Annotated in this window: 16 protein-coding genes; 7 read left to right on the forward strand and 9 right to left on the reverse strand. The window is 37.9% G+C overall.

Annotated features, from left to right (window positions below):
• Positions 1-176 precede the first annotated feature (176 nt).
• Positions 177-674, reverse strand: a complete 498-nt coding sequence (locus AC6ER9_RS03895; protein WP_497075071.1) for a BA14K family protein — start codon at positions 672-674, stop codon at positions 177-179.
• A 170-nt stretch (positions 675-844) separates the two neighbouring features.
• Here AC6ER9_RS03895 and AC6ER9_RS03900 point away from each other — a divergent pair, with 170 nt between their 5' ends.
• A complete protein-coding gene (locus AC6ER9_RS03900; protein ID WP_497075269.1) occupies positions 845-1,942 on the forward strand; it encodes a carboxynorspermidine decarboxylase in 1,098 nt (365 codons plus the stop codon).
• 55 nt (positions 1,943-1,997) lie between these two features.
• Positions 1,998-3,236, forward strand: coding sequence for a saccharopine dehydrogenase family protein (locus AC6ER9_RS03905; RefSeq protein WP_497075072.1), 1,239 nt, complete (start codon positions 1,998-2,000; stop codon positions 3,234-3,236).
• 1,227 nt (positions 3,237-4,463) lie between these two features.
• Here AC6ER9_RS03905 and lpdA read toward each other — a convergent pair.
• The 8 genes from lpdA to AC6ER9_RS03945 form a co-directional block, all read right to left on the reverse strand.
• The gene (lpdA, locus tag AC6ER9_RS03910) at positions 4,464-5,870 is read right to left on the reverse strand and encodes a dihydrolipoyl dehydrogenase (protein WP_497075073.1); all 1,407 of its coding nucleotides are present in this window, start codon (positions 5,868-5,870) and stop codon (positions 4,464-4,466) included.
• A 31-nt stretch (positions 5,871-5,901) separates the two neighbouring features.
• Positions 5,902-7,119 carry a 2-oxoglutarate dehydrogenase complex dihydrolipoyllysine-residue succinyltransferase gene (gene odhB, locus AC6ER9_RS03915; RefSeq protein ID WP_497075074.1) on the reverse strand — a complete coding sequence of 406 codons (1,218 nt, stop codon included), beginning with the start codon at positions 7,117-7,119 and terminating at the stop codon, positions 5,902-5,904.
• 32 nt (positions 7,120-7,151) lie between these two features.
• A complete protein-coding gene (locus AC6ER9_RS03920; protein ID WP_497075075.1) occupies positions 7,152-10,151 on the reverse strand; it encodes a 2-oxoglutarate dehydrogenase E1 component in 3,000 nt (999 codons plus the stop codon).
• A gap of 162 nt (positions 10,152-10,313) precedes the next feature.
• Positions 10,314-11,216 carry a succinate--CoA ligase subunit alpha gene (gene sucD, locus AC6ER9_RS03925; RefSeq protein ID WP_497075076.1) on the reverse strand — a complete coding sequence of 301 codons (903 nt, stop codon included), beginning with the start codon at positions 11,214-11,216 and terminating at the stop codon, positions 10,314-10,316.
• Positions 11,217-11,219: 3 nt separating this feature from the next.
• Positions 11,220-12,416, reverse strand: a complete 1,197-nt coding sequence (gene sucC, locus AC6ER9_RS03930; protein WP_497075077.1) for an ADP-forming succinate--CoA ligase subunit beta — start codon at positions 12,414-12,416, stop codon at positions 11,220-11,222.
• Between the two features lie 98 nt (positions 12,417-12,514).
• The gene (gene mdh / locus AC6ER9_RS03935; RefSeq protein ID WP_497075078.1) at positions 12,515-13,477 is read right to left on the reverse strand and encodes a malate dehydrogenase; all 963 of its coding nucleotides are present in this window, start codon (positions 13,475-13,477) and stop codon (positions 12,515-12,517) included.
• A gap of 287 nt (positions 13,478-13,764) precedes the next feature.
• Positions 13,765-14,964, reverse strand: coding sequence for a cell division protein ZapE (gene zapE / locus AC6ER9_RS03940; protein WP_497075079.1), 1,200 nt, complete (start codon positions 14,962-14,964; stop codon positions 13,765-13,767).
• 98 nt (positions 14,965-15,062) lie between these two features.
• A complete protein-coding gene (locus AC6ER9_RS03945) occupies positions 15,063-15,599 on the reverse strand; it encodes an AprI/Inh family metalloprotease inhibitor (protein WP_497075080.1) in 537 nt (178 codons plus the stop codon).
• Between the two features lie 225 nt (positions 15,600-15,824).
• Between AC6ER9_RS03945 and dapF the strand changes: the two genes are divergently transcribed.
• The 5 genes from dapF (at position 15,825) to gloB (ending at position 20,734) form a co-directional block, all read left to right on the forward strand.
• Positions 15,825-16,676, forward strand: a complete 852-nt coding sequence (gene dapF / locus AC6ER9_RS03950; protein WP_497075081.1) for a diaminopimelate epimerase — start codon at positions 15,825-15,827, stop codon at positions 16,674-16,676.
• Entirely contained in the window at positions 16,676-17,959 is a 1,284-nt protein-coding gene (gene mtaB / locus AC6ER9_RS03955) for a tRNA (N(6)-L-threonylcarbamoyladenosine(37)-C(2))-methylthiotransferase MtaB (RefSeq protein WP_497075082.1), read from the forward strand. The genes dapF and mtaB overlap by 1 nt, the downstream gene beginning before the upstream one ends.
• Before the next feature lie 14 nt (positions 17,960-17,973).
• Positions 17,974-19,224 (forward strand): signal recognition particle-docking protein FtsY, encoded by a 1,251-nt coding sequence (gene ftsY, locus AC6ER9_RS03960; RefSeq protein ID WP_497075083.1) that lies wholly within the window; start codon positions 17,974-17,976, stop codon positions 19,222-19,224.
• Positions 19,221-19,907, forward strand: a complete 687-nt coding sequence (locus AC6ER9_RS03965; RefSeq protein ID WP_497075084.1) for a septation protein A — start codon at positions 19,221-19,223, stop codon at positions 19,905-19,907. The genes ftsY and AC6ER9_RS03965 overlap by 4 nt, the downstream gene beginning before the upstream one ends.
• Positions 19,908-19,972: 65 nt before the next feature.
• On the forward strand, positions 19,973-20,734 hold the full coding sequence (gene gloB, locus AC6ER9_RS03970) for a hydroxyacylglutathione hydrolase (protein ID WP_497075085.1): 762 nt from the start codon (positions 19,973-19,975) through the stop codon (positions 20,732-20,734).
• Positions 20,735-20,736: the final 2 nt, after the last annotated feature.

Here is a 20,736-nt window from a genome sequence, read left to right on the forward strand (position 1 = left end):
TTTACCCCCCTATTTCACACTTAATGATAATAAGATTTAATAAAACTTAAAAGTATTTAAATTTTTCAAAAAACAATGCTTGCATGGAAATTCTGCACACCACACAAGTATTTTTTGTTATTGTAAGAGCAATAATGCCCACGACAAGAAGCAAGTAAAACTTTATTTAATCATTTCTATCCTTTAAAAAAGCGCGATAAACACTGTTTACGAGGCCCATGAAAAGGCTGAAAACTATTATCATTTTTACGATAAGAGCGATAACGGACACGACAAGATTCAATATGCTCTTTCAGCATCCATGGCTCTTTTTTTCCTAGACTTTCTGAAGAAGACGTTAAAAACACTCTTTTAGCATCTGATACAACTTTTAATGATATGCCTTTTGTGCTTAAGTGCGATGATGTAGCAAAAGCCGCTTTAGGATACCACCAATTATCTTTATATTTAACATAACCACGCCGATAATGATGATAACCCTTAAAACCATTAAGTTCTCTACGCCCCGTAAAAATCAAAGGCATCGAACGCTCTTGAACAGAAGCTTGGGAAACCAGTTCAGCTTTAGTATCACTCCTCTTTTGCTCCAAATGAACAAAAGCGGTTGTTATCATGAAAAAACTGCTCATAAATACAAAAGCTAAAGTATAATATAATTTTTTTTTCATACGCAAAACTCAAAATAATAAACAACAGCAAATAATAAACAACAGCCGTTACAGAAAGTTTTTCTATTACTAAACAGAAACAGATTCTTTGCTTAAGATTCTTGAGACATTCTGTTACTCCTTGTACTAAACGCAGATCTTAGCAATAAGATCCTTCAAAAAAGAATGAATAAATGATGATACAAACTCCCTATTATCTTATCGACAAATCGAAACTCATCAAAAATATGCAAACAATTTCTCGTTTACGAGAAATGTCAGGAGCAAAAGTTTTGCTTGCTTTGAAATGTTTCGCCACATGGAGTGTTTTTGATTTGATGTCTGAATTCATGGATGGAACCACTTCATCATCCCTTTATGAACTGCGTTTGGGAAGAGAAAAATTTGGTAAAGAAACCCATGCTTATTCGGTTGCTTGGGCCGATCATGAAATTGATGAAGCCTGTGGTTATGCCGATAAAATTATCTTTAACTCAATCCAACAACTTCAACGTTTTTCTAATGCAACAACAACCATTCAACGGGGTCTAAGATTAAATCCAGGAATAAGTGCATCGAATTTTGACCTTGCCAATCCCTCCCGCCCTTTTAGTCGCTTAGGAGAAACAAACCTGAGCGCTATTAAAGAAGTTCTTCCTCTCATCAACGGCCTTATGATCCATAACAATTGCGAAAACGCTGATTTTAATCTTTTTAACCAAATGCTTGGGCATATGGAAGAAAAGTTTTCAGAGCTTTTTTCTGCCGTAGACTGGGTAAGCCTTGGTGGTGGAATTCATTTTACAGCTGAAAATTATCCTCTAGATGCTTTTGCAAAACGCTTAAAGCATTTTTCCAAAACCCATGGTGTCACTCTTTTTCTAGAACCAGGAGAAGCCGCCATCACCAAAAGCACCACCCTAGAAGTTAGCGTTCTTGATACATTGTATAACGAAAAAAATCTTGCCATCGTTGATAGTTCCATTGAAGCTCATATGCTTGATCTTCTTATTTATCGTGAAAATGCCAAATTAGAACCCAATCAAGGAGAACACGAAATTATGATTTGTGGAAAATCCTGTCTTGCTGGCGATATTTTTGGAACATTTCGGTTTCAAAAACCTCTTAAAATAGGCGACAGACTGTCTTTTCAGGATGCTGCAGGTTATACAATGGTCAAGAAAAACTGGTTTAATGGTGTGACAATGCCTGCTATTGTTCTCAAAGAATGTGATGGAACATTAACGCTGCAACGCCAATTCAGCTACGATGACTATCGGACAAGCCTCTCATAAAAATAACCATGAAAAAAACGTCATATAACAGTATTAAAAAGGAGATGAACCTACAATGAAAAAAAATATTCTCATTATTGGTGCTGGGGGTGTTGCACAAGTTGTTGCACACAAATGTGCTCAAAACAACGGTATTCTTGGTGAAATTCATATTGCTTCACGAACACTTAAAAAATGTGAAGCCATCATTGCTTCCATCAAAGAAAAAAATTCTATGAAAGAACAAGGTGTTCTTCAAAGTCATGCACTCAACGCCATGAATGTAGAAGAAACTGTAAAGCTCATCCAAAAGACCAAATGCGAAATTGTCATCAATGTTGGTTCTGCCTTTCTTAATATGTCTGTTCTTTCAGCTTGTATCGAAACCAAATGCGCTTATATCGATACAGCCATCCACGAAGACCCTCTTAAAATTTGTGAAACCCCCCCTTGGTATGGCAATTATGAATGGCCGCGGCGTCAAGAATGTGAAAAAGCTGGTATCACGGCTATTTTGGGTGCCGGTTTTGATCCAGGCGTTGTTAATGCCTATGCAGCGCTAGCGCATGAAAGTTATTTTGATAAAATCACCGATATTGATATTATTGATATTAATGCTGGAAGTCATGGACGTTGGTTTGCCACAAATTTTGATCCAGAAATTAATTTCCGTGAATTTACGGGGCAGGTATGGTCTTGGCAAAATAAAAAATGGACTTCCAATAAAATGTTTGAAGTGAGCCACGAATGGGATCTTCCCGTTGTTGGAAAACAAAAAGCCTATATGACAGGACATGATGAAATTCATTCACTTTCCAAAAATCTTGATGTTCAAAATGTTCGCTTCTGGATGGGATTTAGTGAACGTTATATCACTGTTTTTACTGTTTTAAAAAATCTTGGTCTCTTATCGGAACAGCCCATTAAAACAGCGGAAGGGCAAGAAGTCGTCCCTTTAAAAGTTGTCAAAGCTGTCTTACCTGACCCTTCCTCTCTCGCCCCAGAATACACAGGAAAAACCTGTATTGGAGATCTTATTAAAGGTGAAAAAGATGGAAAACCAAAAGAGATTTTTATCTATAATATAGCCGATCACAAACAAGCTTTTCACGAAACTGGAGCACAAGGCATTTCTTATACAGCTGGTGTACCGGCAGCAGCAGCAGCCCTTCTTATTGCCACAGACAAATGGGATGTTAAAACGATGGTCAATGTAGAAGAACTCCCCCCCCAGCCTTTCCTCGAATATCTCGATCGTATGGGGCTTTCCACCTTTATAAGAGAACAAGAAGAGGATAAAAAATTACAGTTCTAAATTGATCTCTATAGAGTGCATAAGCTTGACTTTCTAAGTTATCACAAAACTGTCAAGTAAGAACAAACTTAATATTTTTATGAAATTATATTTTTTCAAAAATTGTAGCTCTTCGTTACATTTTGGCAACATTGCGATTTCTTAACACCCTTAAAGAAGATTCAGATCATCTTTAAAAATACAGTAAGCAGAACAGAAAAATAAAAAGAATTGATTTAATCATACTGTATGACTTGCTATTGGTATCAAAAAGAGAATGTCTCAACAAAAGATATAAATACCGCTCTTTTTAAAAGAGCGGTATTTTGTAAAATATAAAATATCTGACACCCTCTTGATCTTAAAAAATAAAGATCCTCAGCTAACGCTAATCATTAAACAATCCGATTTCTTTAAGAAAACGCCTCTTTCCTTTACACTCCATGTATCTTACGCCATAAATAAACTATTGATTTAAAATAATAAAACATCATTTTTATAAACAATGGCCTGTAAATAACCCAGCTTCTTATTGAATATCTCCCGCTTGGGCTTTCCACTTCATTGAACGCTATAAGTAAACTTTGCTCTGAGTATACAACAAACTGTAAGTATAATTTATTGTCTTGCACGTTGAATGAGAGTCCCTCATACTGTAGAATTCTCTCATTTCAAATCTGTTTATATTGAATTAGTCAAAAGTATTTCTTTGTTGCGAATGGGGGAGTCCATATAAATAAAACGAGGCAAGAAAAATATTTTTTATAAACGCTCTCAAATAGTTAAAATATATAACATTGAAAGCGCATAAACATAACTTATAGTATAGTGCCGACTTATACATTTCATTAAGCATAAAAATGACAGTTTTTATATACCTCACGAAGAACTTTATAGTTACACCATTCACCAGTGTTATCACGAAACAGGTTTTAGGATTTTGAGAGATGTTTCCTTAAAAAAGCACGTAAATAGGCTGAAAACCCTATCCTAAATATTCAGTATAAAAAAAACTCATATGTAAAACTTTACATAGACGAAATACCACTGCTCTAAACGAGTGTGCACAACGAAACAATCAATCAAAACGGCACAACTGAGATCTATAACAACAATTATTTAAAAGCACACAACAAATTAAGTAGGATACTTCATACGATTAGTTGTATTCCTGCCAAAATATTGTTGCATGCTTCACAAATATTTTTTTAACTTCCGTGCTTTTTAAAGTGCAATTTTAAAAGCTTTTTAAATATGAAGCGGTTTAGCAAATGTTGCTAAAGCTGCTTCACGGACTGCTTCTGATAAAGTAGGATGTGCATGACAACAACGCCCTAGATCTTCTGATGAACCACCAAATTCCATTAAAACTGCAATTTCATGGATCATTTCACCAGCACCAAATCCAAGAATATGTCCCCCTAAAACCCGATCTGTTTTTTTATCAGCAAGAATTTTAACAAATCCATCACTCTTTTGCATCGCGCGCGCACGACCATTGGCCATAAAAGGAAATTTGCCGACATTGTACTCAATACCTGCTGCTTTTAGTTCTTCTTCTGTCTTCCCTACACTCGCAATTTCTGGCTGTGTATAAACAACACTAGGAATAACATCAAAATTAACATGTCCCCTTTGACCTGCCAAAATTTCTGCTACAGCAACACCTTCTTCTTCTGCTTTATGGGCTAACATTGGTCCTTTTACGACATCACCAATCGCATAAATCCCTGGAACATTGGTTTGCCAATGCGCATCAATTTCGATAAACCCACGTTCATCCAACTGAACACCAGCCTCACTCAAGCCAAGTCCCTCCGTATATGGAGAGCGTCCAGTCGCAATAAGCACAACATCAGCCTCTAAAGTTTCAGATTCACCCTCTTTAACAGATTCAAAGCTTACCTGAGCCGTTGAGCCAGATTGCGTAATAGCTGTTACTTTTGCACCTGTTTTATATTCAATCCCCTGTTTTTCCATTAGTTTTTGAAATTGCCGTGAAACTTCACCATCCATTGCGCCCAGAACTTTATTAAGATACTCAATAATGGTTACTTTAGCCCCTAAACGGCTCCAGACTGATCCAAGTTCTGAACCAATAACACCAGCACCAACCACAATCATACGCGCTGGTACTTTTTCAAGTGAAAGGGCTCCCGTAGAAGAAACAATTGTCTGTTCATCAATTTTAACATCCACCCCTGGAATGCTCGAACTCTCTGACCCCGTCGCAATAATAATATTTTTTGTCTCAATTGTTTGCTTGTTACCATCTCTAGCAACAACTTCCACATGCCCAGCGCTCAAAATTTTAGCTGTTCCAAAAAAAGTATCAACTTTATTTTTTTTCATCAAAAAAGAAACACCACTTGTATTGGCTGTCACCACAGCTTTTTTATGAACCATCATTTGTTCAAGATTAAGCTTAGATTTGCCAATAGAAATCCCAAGCGTTTCAAAGCCATGCTGGGTTTCAGCAAACACTTCCGAAGCGTGCAACAAAGCTTTAGAAGGTATACAACCAACATTAAGGCATGTTCCCCCTAGTGTTGTACGCTTTTCAATAATAGCTACTTTAAGCCCTAGTTGTGCCGCCTTTATTGCTGCTACATAACCACCTGGACCCGCTCCGATCACAGCCACATCATAAGACATCCGTTTCTCCTTTCATCCTGAAAACTGTATTTTACAAGTCAAGAACAAGGCGTTCCGGATCTTCTAAGCTTTCCTTAACACGCACAAGGAAAGTTACAGCTTCTTGCCCATCCACAATACGGTGATCATAAGAAAGTGCTAAATACATCATGGGGCGGATCACAACTTGGCCCTCAACAACCATTGCTCGTTCTTTAATCGCATGCATTCCCAAAATACCAGATTGTGGTGCATTCAAAATCGGTGTTGACATCAACGATCCATACACACCACCATTGGTAATGGTAAAAGTTCCGCCTTGCATATCAGAAACAGCTAACTTTCCATCACGTGCAAGACGTCCCAAACGGCCAATCTCTTTTTCAATTTCTGCCAATGACATTTGATCTGCATCACGCACCACTGGAACAACAAGCCCCTTATCTGTTCCAACAGCGATCCCAACATTGACATAATTTTTATAAACAATATCTGTTCCATCAATTTCAGCATTAACAGCAGGAAGTTCTTTTAATGCATGACAAACAGCCTTGGTAAAAAATCCCATAAAACCAAGTTTAATACCATGTTTCTTTTCAAAAAGATCCTTATAACGCTTGCGCAAATCCATCACGGCCGACATATCAACCTCATTAAATGTGGTTAACATTGCTGCTACATTTTGCGCATCTTTAAGACGACGAGCAATTGTTTGACGCAATTTCGTCATGCGAACCCGCTCTTCACGTGTTTCTGGAACAGGAGTTGCCGAAGAACTTGTCGCAGCAGTAGAAGCAGAAGGTGTCGGGGCATTTGTCTTTTGTTCTAATCCCCCAAGAACATCTTCTTTAAGGATTTGTCCACGTTTTCCAGAACCTGAAAGATCGCTTTTGTCAAAATTATTTTCAGCCATCAATTTTGCTGCTGCAGGTGAAGGGGGCATGGAACTGCTCGACGTAGGCTTTTCCGATTCAGCTGAAGCTGTTGGAACAGGTGTCGCAGAAGGGGAAAATGATTGGGAGGTACCTGCTTGGCCAGCTTCCACTGCTCCTAAAAGAGCGTTCACTTCAACCGTATCGCCTTCTTTTGCAACGATTTCAGATAATTTTCCCGCAACAGGAGAAGGAACTTCAACGGTTACCTTATCAGTTTCTAATTCAACCAAAGGCTCATCCATAGCGACAGCTTCACCAAGTTTTTTAAACCATTTACCAACCGTTGCTTCAGTAACTGATTCGCCCAAAGTAGGAACACGGATTTCAGTAGTCATAATATTTTTCCATACATCAGAGTAGTAATAAATTAAGAACCTAACGCGTCTTTAAGAAACGCAGCCAGTTGTTCAAGGTGTTTCACCATTAACCCAGAGGCCGGTGCAGCACTTGCAGGACGTCCTGCATAACGAACACGTGAATATTGTGCATTAATATGCGTCAAAACCCATTCCAAATAAGGCTCAATAAATGACCAAGCCCCCATATTTTTTGGTTCCTCTTGGCACCAAAAAATTTCTGCCTGCAAAAAGCGCGACAACACATTTACCAAAACTTTTGCAGGAAAAGGATAAAGTTGTTCAACACGAAGAAGATAAACGTCATCAATACCCTTTTTTTCACGTTCTTCATAAAGGTCGTAATAAACCTTGCCCGTACAAAGAACGACACGACGGATTTTATTATCTTTCTGCAACTTAATAACAGAATCTTTAAGACGTTCTGCATCATCAAGCAATACACGACAGAAACTCGTCTCTGATCCCATCTCACTGAGAAGAGAAACAGCTCGCTTATGACGCAAGAGTGATTTCGGTGTCATTAAAATCAATGGCTTACGGAAATCACGCTTAATTTGTCGACGCAAAATATGAAAATAATTTGCAGGAGTTGTACAATTAGCAACCTGCATATTATCTTCCGCACAAAGTTGAAGAAACCGTTCTAAACGTGCAGAAGAATGCTCCGGCCCTTGCCCTTCAAAACCATGAGGCAATAAACAGACAAGACCAGACATACGAAGCCACTTACACTCTGCAGATGAAATAAATTGATCAAAAATGACCTGTGCACCATTAGAAAAGTCACCAAATTGTGCTTCCCAAAGTGTTAATCCTCGTGGTTCAGCAAGAGAATATCCATATTCAAAACCAAGAACAGCTTCTTCAGAAAGCATAGAATTAACAACTTCATAAAGCGCTTGCCCCTTTTGCAAATGATTCAAAGGAATATAACGTGCTTCATTTTCTTGATCATAAAGAACTGAATGACGTTGCGAAAAAGTTCCCCGTTCAACATCCTCACCGGAAAGACGAACCGGCGCCCCTTCTAAACAAAGTGAACCAAAAGCGAGAGCTTCAGCGGTTGCCCAGTCAACCCCCTCACCGGTTTCAAAAATTTTAGCACGATTATTTAAAAAACGTTGAATAGTTTTATGAACATGAAAATTTTCTGGAATCTCAATAAGTTTCTGACCAATTTCCTTTAAAGTTTTTAATTCAACACCCGTTGTTTTAGAATTTTGCTCATCAGTATCACTAAAAGCTTTGAGTCCCGTCCAGCTTCCATCAAGCCAATCAGCCTTATTAGGCTTATAAGAAGAACTTGCTTCAAGTTCAGTTTCAAGTTTATCACGCCAGAGCTTTTTTTGTTGTTCAATCTCCTCTGAAGTAACCACTCCTTCCGCTATCAATTGTTCACCATAAAGTTGAAGAGTTGTTTTATGATTACGAATTGCCTTATACATGAGCGGCTGCGTAAAGGAAGGTTCATCACCTTCATTATGTCCATAACGGCGATAACAAAACATATCAATAACCACCGGTTTATGGAAAATTTGACGAAACTCCATTGCTATTTTAGCAACAAAAACAACAGCCTCAGGATCATCACCATTCACATGGAAAATGGGTGCATCAATCATTTTCGCGACATCAGAGGGATAAGGCGAAGAACGTAAAAAACGTGGCGCTGTTGTAAAACCAATCTGATTATTGATAATAACATGAAGTGAGCCTGCAACACGATAACCTTTAAGACCAGAAAGACCAAAAGTCTCTTGTATAACGCCCTGCCCTGCAAAAGCAGCATCACCATGAATAAGCAATGGCAACACTTTTGAACGCTCACTTAATGGAAGCGAATCAGTATGCGTAGGTCCCACAAGTTGATCTTGTTTAGCACGTGCTTTTCCCATAACAACTGGATCAACAATCTCAAGATGAGAGGGATTAGCCAAAAGTGATAAATGAACTTTATTTCCACCAAAATCCAGATCCGCAGTCGTTCCTAAATGATATTTAACATCACCCGATCCCTCTACATCATCTGGCTTATAAGACCCCCCTTTGAACTCATGAAAGATAGCTCTATGCGGCTTAGCCAAAACTTGTGACAAAACATTTAAACGACCACGATGAGCCATTCCTAAAATAATTTCCTGCACCCCTAAAGCACTACCACATTTAATAATCTGTTCAAGAGCAGGAATCAGCGCTTCACCACCATCAAGCCCAAAACGCTTTGTACCTTTATATTTAGCGTCTAAAAATTGTTCAAATCCTTCTGCTTCAATAAGCTTATTGAGAATAGCTTTCTTATCTTGTTGCGAAAAAGCAATCTTTTTATCTCGCCCTTCAATGCGCTCTTGAAGCCATGCTTTCTGGGCAGGATCAGAAACATGCATATATTCCACACCAATTGTTGAACAATAGGTACGATTGAGAATCTCAAGCATTTGCGGAATAGTTGCATATTCCAACCCTAAAACATTATCAATAAAAATAGGGCGCTCATAATCATCAGAAGTAAAACCATAAGCTTCTGGAGAAAGTTCCTTATAATCTTCCAGTTTTTCAGCCAACTGAAGAGGATCAAGTTTTGCACGAAGATGCCCCCGCTCTCGAAACGCACGAATCATCATAATGGCATGAACAGAATCACGCGTTGCACGAATAATATCTTGTTCACTGGAAGTTTTTCCCTTTTGTGCAGCCCCTGTTGCTGCTTTTTCCTTTAATTTATCACCAAGATATTTCTCAAGAGACGACCAATCACCATCAAGAGCAGAAACCAATTCACCATTCGCTTTTAATGGCCAATGATCACGTTGCCATGTTGCTCCTTCAGCATTTTTAAAAACATCTTCTTTATTATCATGAAGACCTTCAAAAAAAGCACGCCACTGTGAATCAACACTCGTAGGATCTTTTTCATACTGAGCATAAAGTTGATCTATATAGTCGGCATTCCCACCATAAAGAAATGACGTCTGTGCAAAAAGACTATTTATCTCGTCCTGCCTTGCCATATACCTCTCCGGAACATCTATTCCGTCTCCTTATATTTTTTCGACCTTTAAATGCTTACAAAGCAGATGAGAGATCGAACATTCAAAAAAGTTTTACCTTTTTATACTCAAGCTTTATCATCTGAATTAAGAAATTTTTCTTAATTCAGATGAATTTTTCTTTTAACCTTTCAAAACTGACATCAAAGTCTTACCTATTTGCGACGGTGAAGGAGATACACGAATCCCTGCAGATTCCATTGCTGCAATTTTATCTTCTGCTCCACCTTTACCACCAGAAATAACAGCACCAGCATGTCCCATTGTACGTCCTAGAGGGGCCGTACGACCAGCAATAAAACCAACAACCGGCTTTTTACGACCTTTTCTTGCTTCATCTTGCAAAAACTGTGCTGCTTCTTCTTCAGCAGAACCACCAATCTCACCAATCATAACAATAGACTGGGTTTCATCATCTGCTAAAAACATTTCCAGCACATCAATAAATTCAGTCCCCTTAACGGGATCACCACCAATCCCTATAGCAGTGGTTTGTCCCAGACCTTCCTGACTCGTTTGAAAAACGGCTTCATACGTTAAAGTTCCCGACCGTGAAACAACCCCAACAGAACCTTTTCTAAAAATAGAACCAGGCATAATACCAATTTTACATTCATTCGGCGTGAGAATACCAGGACAATTAGGACCAATAAGACGAGACTTTGAGTTTTCCAATCGCGCCTTTACCTTAACCATATCCATAACGGGAATACCTTCCGTAATACAGATAATTAAACGAACTTCAGCTTCAATAGCCTCTATAATAGCTGCCGCAGCCCCTGCAGGAGGAACATAAATAACGGAAGCATCCGCGCCTGTTTTTTCTTTTGCTTCTGCAACACTCGCAAAGATGGGAAGAGTTTCACCTTTTGAACCGTCCCATGTTTCACCACCTTTTTTAGGATTAACACCACCAACCATTTGCGTACCATGATAGGCAAGCGCTTGTTCTGTATGAAACGTACCTGTTTTTCCTGTAAGCCCTTGAACCAGAACTTTTGTCTCTTTATTCACAAGAATCGACATCGCTTAAGCTCCCTTCACGGCCGCAACAATTTTTTGAGCAGCATCATCTAAATCATCAGCGGGAATAACATTCAAACCACTGTCATTGATAATTGCTTTACCTTGCTCAACATTCGTACCTTCAAGACGAACAACTAAGGGAACCTTTAAACCAACCTCACGAACAGCAGCAACCACACCTTCAGCAATGACATCACAACGCATAATACCACCAAAAATGTTAACCAAAATGCCCTTAACATTTGGATCAGCCGTAATAATCTTAAAAGCAGCTGTCACTTTTTCTTTCGATGCTCCACCACCAACATCCAAAAAGTTTGCTGGCTCAGCTCCATAAAGTTTAATGATATCCATGGTTGCCATAGCAAGACCCGCACCATTGACCATACAACCAATTTTACCCTCAAGAGCAACGTAAGCAAGATCATGCTTTGAAGCTTCGATCTCTTTTGGATCTTCTTCTGAAAGATCGCGCAGTTCTAAAATATCTGGATGACGAAACAAAGCATTATTATCAAAAGAAACTTTTGCATCAAGGACACGCAAATGACCATCTTTCATCACAATAAGCGGATTGATTTCTAAAAGGCTCATATCTTTTTCACAAAATGCCTTATAGAGAATTGGAAAAAGCTTTTCACCATCTTCCCGTGCACTATCGCGCAATTCCAATGCATCACAAAGCCTTGCACAATCAGCAGAAGTAACACCCTCTACCACATCAATAGGTAGTGTGAAGATTTTTTCTGGTGTCTCTTCAGCAACCGTTTCAATATCCATTCCACCTTCTGTCGAAACAACAAAAGCAGTCTGACCAACGCTACGATCAACTAAAAGCGAAAGATAAAGTTCGCGCTCAATATCGGCACCATCTTCAATATAAAGACGATTAACCTGTTTACCCTCTGGACCAGTTTGTTTGGTTACCAAAGTTTTCCCAAGCATTTCTTGAACATTTGCAACAACTTCTTCAACAGATTGCGCAAGCCGAACACCACCCTTTGCATCAGGACCAAGTTCTTTAAACTTCCCCTTACCACGACCACCAGCGTGTATCTGGCTTTTAACCACATAGAGAGGTCCAGGCAATTTTTTTGCCCATTTTTCAGCTTGCTCCACAGAATAAACAGCAACACCATTTGCAATGGGAGCGCCATATTCATGAAGCAGACGTTTGGCCTGATACTCATGGATATTCATGCATTTGTCCTTTTCTTTTATGGATTATTTTATTAATCTTAAAATTCTAATATTTTAATACTCTATTTTAATGAACAGAATCTTTCTTAATTTATTACTTATTTAAGGCTAGGCACAAGAGCAATACAATCATCACAAAGCTTCTTAACCGCATTCACAGAATGCTCAAAAGCACTTCTTTCCTCTTTATCAAGATCAATTTCGATAACCTTTTCAACACCACCTGCACCAAGTACAACAGGAACACCAACATAGGTATCATTAACACCATATTCCCCAGAAAGATAGGCCGCAACAGGCACAACACGCTTAGTATCCTTTAAGTAGGCTTCAGCCATAGAAACAGCGGAAGCAGCAGGTGCATAATAAGCAGAACCTGTTTTTAACAAACCAATAACTTCTGCACCACCATCACGGGTACGCTGGATAATTTGATCAATTCTTTCCTGTGTTGTCCAACCCATTTTAACAAGGTCAGGCAAAGAAATACCACCAACTGTTGAATAACGCACCAAAGGCACCATTGAATCACCATGCCCACCTAAAACAAACGCGCTCACATCCTTAACAGAAACTTTAAATTCTTCAGATAAAAAATAACGAAAACGCGCTGAATCCAGAATACCAGCCATACCAACCACTTTATGGGCGGGAAGACCTGAAAATTTCTGCAGTGCCCATACCATTGCATCAAGAGGATTTGTAATGCAAATAACAAAAGCTGAAGGTGCATATTTTTTAACCCCAGCACCAACTTGTTCCATAACTTTTAGATTAATACCCAAAAGATCATCACGGCTCATACCAGGTTTTCGTGCCACCCCTGCTGTCACAATAACAACATCAGATCCTTCAATCGCTTCATAAGCGTTTGCACCTTTTAAAGCGACATCAAAACCATCAACCGGAGAAGATTCAACAATATCAAGAGCTTTACCCTGTGGCACACCTTCTGCAATATCGAATAAGACCACATCACCAAGTTCTTTAAGCCCAATAATATGTGCTAAAGTACCACCAATCATACCTGAACCAATGAGAGCTATTTTTTTTCGTGCCATTTTATTTTTTCCTAACTTCTAGACAATTCAGTGCACACTTATCAGCGCCCATGTACTGAATATTTTTGACTGTAACTATATTCAAATAATATCATAAAAAGGAGTAAAGAAATGAAACTTACAAATTTTTTTCCTTACAGAAACAACAACCCTCCGCAGAAACAATTATTAGAAAATTATCATGATGTATCGATAAAGTGAATTTAAAAAAAATACAACAGAATTATTATATTTCTTTAATTTCAAAGAGCTATTTTTTTACAGTTTACGTAAAGGTAAAAGTATAATCAAGGCTTCTTCTTCAAAGGAAATTTTTCTTCCCAAAGTTTTAAATAATCATGGCTTTGCATCTCAAAAAGACGTGACTGTGTTCTTTGAAATTCAAATGTTTCCGCAGTCTGAGCATGTCCCTTATACAAATCCTCCACCCCTGCTGCTGCCGACATAAATAACCGGATGTGGCGCTCATAAAGAATATCAATAAGCAAAATAAACCGCTTTGTTTCGTTACGACATGTATCATCCATGATCGGTACATTATCGATAAAAATCGTATGATAACGCTCCCCTAATACCAAATACTCAGCTGCGGCCAAAGGCTTTGCACATAAGTCTCGATAATCAAAGCGTGCACAACCCGCAGCAACACGCGGAATAGGAATAAGACGTCCTTTTATAGAAAGCTCATCAGATATTTCCTTATGTCCTTGCAATACAAATGCCCATGCTTGATCCATGCATTCATCGGCTTTGTTCCCTAATGGAGTTACATACACAGGCTGTAGATTTGATTTTTCAAGACGATAATCTGTTTTTGCATCAAGGTTAACAACATGAACATATGCTTTCAAAACGGCAATAAAAGGCAAAAAGAGTTCACGATTTAAACCATTATAATAAAGGTTATCCGGCGCCACATTTGAAGTCGCAATAAAGAAAATTCCTTTATCAAACAAAGCAGACATAAGCCGCCCCAAAACCATAGCATCAGCAATATCTGTGACACTAAACTCATCAAAACAAAGAACCTTTGCTTCTCGTGCAAGATCTTCAGCAACAGCTAAAATAGGATTATTTTGTTTAGATTTTGCATACCCAGATGCTTGACGATAAAAATTAATACGCTCATGCACATCAGCCATAAAATCATTAAAATGAGCACGTTTTTTATGACCTTTAGGCAAACAAGAAAAGAACAAATCCATCAGCATGGTTTTGCCTCGTCCTACTTCACCATAAATATACAATCCCTGAAAAGAGCTATTTTCATTCCCTTGTTTTTCAACATGAGAAATATTTTGTTTTTTTCTTTTAAATATTTTTTTAAAAAAAGAACAAAATATCCAAGGACAAGGATGAGAAATATTTTGTTCTGAAATTTTTTTTAATAAATGATCAAAATGCTTTGTCAAAGCCAATTGAGCTGGATCAAAAAAAACTTTTCCCTTAGAGACCAGCTCCTTATAGCGTGTTGAAACGAGAAGCATCCAATCAACCTTTTTAAAACCGTTCTCTATAAAAAATACAAATTCTTTTCATTAATCTATTCATATAGCTTATTTTTTTATAAACGGTCAAAAATGATTTAACGACTTAAAACAACGGAATGATCATCAAGTGTACGTCCCTCAAAACGATCAAGATTCGAAGAATAAAGAGCAATGATAACACGTCCAGAATTATTATAAAAATATAATCTTTTTCCTTTAACAGCCCACGATTTCACTTGGGAAGCAATTCCTGGACAATGTAAAGGACCAGCACGATATCCTTGTCCAAATTTCGTTTGTGGCGTTGCAATTCGGCAAACTTTACCCCCTATAGAAAGATTCCACACCCCAGCAATACTTGCAGGAAATAAATCTGTAGCATTGCTTGGCAGTTCGAGACTAGCCATTCGTCCATCACTCTTAGAATCCCCTTTCTCATACATTGAAGCATTGGCAGCTTCAGAAGAAGCCGACGGGGAATCAGACACTTCTAATGTTGTTATTTGTTGAGATGGATAAAAAACTTCTAATGCATTGCTACTATCATTACTGTCAAACCGCGCTGTTGAACATCCTCCTAAAAGTATTACAGTTGATATTGCAAAGAAAAACGAAATTTTTGAAAACGACATATCTGTACTCTCTCCCACGACAATAAATAAGCTCACAAAAAGATTTAAGTGAATATTTGTTATAATTACAAAGATAAATTAACAAATTAAAAAAATAGAATAAAATTGCTTATTTAAAATAAAATAATTTATGTATCCAGTTTTATAATGATTAAACACTAGAAATTTATAAGATTTTCAGTCATATATCTCTTGATAAGTAATCATTAGAAATAGAGAATTTTTATGAAAGTGCCATTTAGCAAAATGGACGGTCTTGGAAATCAAATTATTGTTGCTGATCTGCGTGAAAGTGCACAGCCTCTTACATCACAAGCAATCTTGGCTTTAGCAGCAGATCCTGAAATGCATTTTGATCAAATCATGGCCATCCACACACCACTCAAGACAGAAGCCGATTTCCGCATTGAAATATGGAATGCTGATGGTTCAAAGGCTAAAGCTTGCGGCAATGGTACCCGCTGTGTCATTGCATGGCTTACAGACCACAATCTTGGTGAAAGTTTTCGTTTAGAAACCCCTGCTGGAATTATTGAAGGAAAATACCAAACCGACAATCTCATCTCTGTTGATATGGGCTGCCCAAATTTTAATGCAAAAGAGATGCCTGTTTCACGTGAAATAATTGATACCAATCACGTAGAAATTACGGCTGGTCCCTTAAAAGATGCTTGTCTTATATCTATTGGCAATCTCCATGCTATCTTTTTTGTTGAAAATAATATTCAACATTTTCCATTAGAAAAATATGGACCAAAGCTTGAACATGACTCCCTTTTTCCAGAACGGTGCAATATTTCCATTGCTTGCATAACGTCAAAGAAAAGTCTAAATTTACGTACATGGGAGCGAGGTGCAGGATTAACACAAGCATGTGGAAGTGCTGCCTGTGCCAGTGCGGTAGCCGCTTATCGACGTGGTCTGACAGAGCGCCATATCGATGTAAACTTACCAGGGGGAACACTTAATATTTTTTACCGAGAAGACGATCACATTATCATGACTGGACCGATAAAATATCAATTTAGTGGTTTTTTTAATCCTCTAACTGGGTGCTACAAAAAGGATCACTTTTGATGGCAATAGAAATTGTAACTTTTGGTTGTCGACTCAATAGCTATGAATCGGAAATCATCCGCAAAGAAAGTACTTCTTCCGGACTAGACCAGCTGAAAGATGGTGCTATTATCTTTAATACCTGTGCTGTCACCGCCGAAGCTGTACGACAAGCAAAACAAGCCATCCGCAAAGCACGACGTAAAAACCCTCATGCACGCATCATTGTAACAGGATGTGCAGCTCAAACAGAAGCACAAAATTTTGCCTCCATGACAGAGGTAGATCTCGTTTTAGGAAATGAAGATAAACTTCACGCCCATTCTTATCGTCAACTTCCTGATTTTGGTATTAACCATTCCGAAAAGGTACGTATCAATGATATCATGGAAGTACAAAAAATTGCTCCCCATATGGTCAGTGCCATGCAAGAACGTACCCGTGCCTTTGTACAGGTGCAAAACGGATGTGATCATCGCTGTACATTTTGCATTATTCCTTATGGACGTGGACCATCACGTTCAGTTCCAATGGGCGCTGTTATTGAACAAATAAAAAAACTGATCGGTGAGGGGATTCAAGAAGTGGTCCTTACAGGTGTTGATCTTACAAGTTATGGTCACGATTTGCCTGGAAAAGCTAATCTAGGAAAATTAACTTCAGCCATTTTGCATCATGTCCCTGACTTAACCCGATTACGTCTCTCATCTATTGACTCTATTGAAGCAGACGAAGAACTGATAAATCTTTTAGCCTATGAAAAAAGGATTATGCCCCATTTGCATTTATCGTTGCAAGCGGGTGATAATATGATTTTAAAACGGATGAAACGGCGTCATCTACGTGAACATGCTATTCAATTTTGCCAAGAATTGCGTGCCAAACGTCCTACAATGGTTTATGGTGCTGACTTAATTGCTGGTTTTCCTACCGAAACAGAAGAGATGTTTCAAAACAGCCTCGCTTTAATTAAAGAGTGTAATTTAACCCACCTTCATGTCTTCCCTTTTAGTCCAAGAGAAGGGACCCCTGCCGCACGAATGCCACAAGTCAACCGTAAAGTGGTTAAGATGCGTGCTGAAAGATTGCGTAAAGCAGGTGATGAGGCTTACCAAAAGCATCTTGCTCATTTACAAAACAGTCAACAAACAATCCTCGTTGAAAAAGATGAAATTGGACGAACAGAAGATTATACTCTTGTACAAATTAAAGGAGTAAAAGCAGGAACTATTGTTCAGGCTCTTATCGTTGACCATGATGGCGATAAATTAATTGCTGTCCTTCCAAAATTAAATGCTGCTTAAGCAGGAAAACCCTTATGACAAAATCTTTTATTAAAAAAATATTTTCTTTTAACAAATCTAAAGAGCAGGAAATAGAACAAATTTCTATTCCTGATACGAGCGGTATAATAGAAGAAAATAAGGACAAAGATGAAAGAACAAAAAATAGCCAAATCTCTACAGATGTAGAAAAAGAACAAAAAACAAACAATAAAAAATCAACACTTACAAAATGTGATGAAAAATCTTCCTCTTTAGAGGCTAATTCTGATAAGGTTTCCCTTTCTGGTAAGGTTATTGTCACAAACACCATCCATGAAAAAAAGAGTGAAGAAACTTTACCTGCCCCCTCTGTTGAACAAAAAAAGACAGCATGGTTTGGACGCCTTAAAAAAGGTTTAGCTCTTTCCTCACAACGCCTAAGTGGATCAATTGGCGATCTCTTTGTTAAAAGAAAACTTGATGAAGAGACATTGCAGGAGCTCGAAGATATTCTTATTCAAGCTGACCTCGGCGTAGAAACGGCAACACGCATCACAAATATTTTAGCTTCCAGTCGTTATGAAAAAGATCTCTCCCCAGATGACATTCATACAATTGTCGCAGATGAAATCAAAAAAGTTCTGGAACCTGTAGCAATGCCATTAGAACTTGATCTCAGTCATAAGCCTCATGTTATTTTGCTGGTCGGTGTAAATGGTACTGGAAAAACGACAACAATTGGAAAACTTGCAGCAAAATTAACAGAAGGGGGATTAAAAGTTATGCTTGCTGCCGGTGACACTTTCCGCGCCGCAGCGATTGAACAATTGCATATTTGGGGTAAACGTACCAATTCTCCTGTTATTTCAACGAAATTGGGTGCAGATGCTGCTAGTTTAGCCTTTGATGCTTTTGAAAAAGCAAAAAAAGAAAACAGTGATGTACTCATTATTGATACAGCTGGACGTTTACAAAATAAATCTGAATTGATGGATGAATTAGCTAAAGTTATTCGTGTTTTAAAAAAACACTCTCCTCAAGCACCCCATACAATCCTTCAAACGCTTGATGCAACCACTGGACAAAATGCACTCAGCCAAGTAGAGATTTTCCGTGATATTGCTGGTGTTAATGGTTTAGTCATGACAAAACTGGATGGAACTGCTCGCGGAGGAATTCTAGTTGCTATCGCAGAAAAATATAAATTACCCATTTATTTTATCGGTGTGGGAGAAAATATTGAAGATCTTCAACCCTTTTCTGCTTCTGACTTTGCCGAAACTATCATAGGAAAACATGTATGAAACAGCCTATATTTCCCCCTAATTCACACAATAATTCTGAAAAAAATATGGACAATAATAAAAAAACACCTCTCTCACCAACACTTAAATTTCTCTTAGAAATGGGACCATTGGTTGTTTTTTTTCTTGCCAATTATAAAGGAGAATGGTTGATAAAAAACATTGAATTTTTTCAAAATTTTAGTAAACCTATTTTCCCTGCAACAGCTATTTTTATGGTAGCAATCATTGTTGCATTAAGCTTATCGTGGGTTCTTGCAAGACAAATTCCTATTATGCCTCTTATTTCGGGAATATTTGTTCTCGTTTTTGGATTTTTAACACTCTGGCTTCACAATGATACTTTCATTAAAATGAAACCAACAATCATTAATAGCTTATTTGCTATTATTCTTTTTGGTGGAATGTTTTTTAAAAAACCACTTTTACGTTATGCTCTTGACTCTACCTTAAAACTTGACGATTTAGGCTGGCAAAAACTCACCTATCGTTGGGCATTCTTTTTCCTTTTTCTTGCTCTTTTAAATGAAGTCATTTGGCGTAATTTTAGCGATAACTTTTGGACGAGTTTCAAAGTCTTTGGTGTTATGCCTATAACAGTTCTCTTTATGCTTACCCAAATGCCTATTATACTAAAACACTCACAAGGGCTTTTTACAGAAGAGGACAAATCTAATTCTTAAGCAAATTTACCACGACATATTACTTTATAGATTAATTGACAGATACACTGCTCAGGAGAAAGAACATGTTGATTGAACAGTTTATCTGTCGAGAAGATAATTTTGGTGTGCTCATCCATGATGAAAAAAGCGGCATGACAGCCGCAATAGATGCACCTGAAAGTGAAGCTATTCATAATGCTTTAAAACGCCGTAACTGGACACTTAACACTATTTTTGTGACGCACCATCATCATGATCATGTAGAAGGTGTAGCAGAATTAAAAAAAGTCTACAACACTATTATTATCGGACCAGAAGCAGAAAAAGAAAAGATTTATTATCTTGATCAAACACTTCAACCTGATGAAAAACTTCTCTTTGGTTCTCATACGCTTCTAGCTCTTTCAACCCCTGGCCATACCTTGGGAGCATTATCCTACTATTTTCCTGAAAAAAAATTACTCTTTGCTGGAGATACGCTTTTTTCACTTGGCTGTGGACGTCTATTTGAAGGAACAGCAGTACAAATGCTGAACTCTTTAAAAAAGCTTCGTCAACTTCCCAATGAAACACTTCTTTATTGTGGACATGAATACACAAAAAATAATGCTCTTTTCGCATTGACACTTGATCCGCATAATCAAAAACTTCAACAAAGAGCAGAAGAAGTTTTTTCATTACGCTCACAAAATGCCGTGACTTTACCCGTCACGTTAGGACAAGAAAAAGAAACAAACCCCTTTCTTCGTTGGGATAATCAGGAAATCAGAAAAAATCTTTCAATGAAGGATGCTACAGATGAAGAGGTCTTTTCTGAAATTCGAAAAAGAAAGGATAATTTTTAGCT

The sequence above is a fragment of the Bartonella sp. SL317 genome (genome assembly GCF_059687655.1).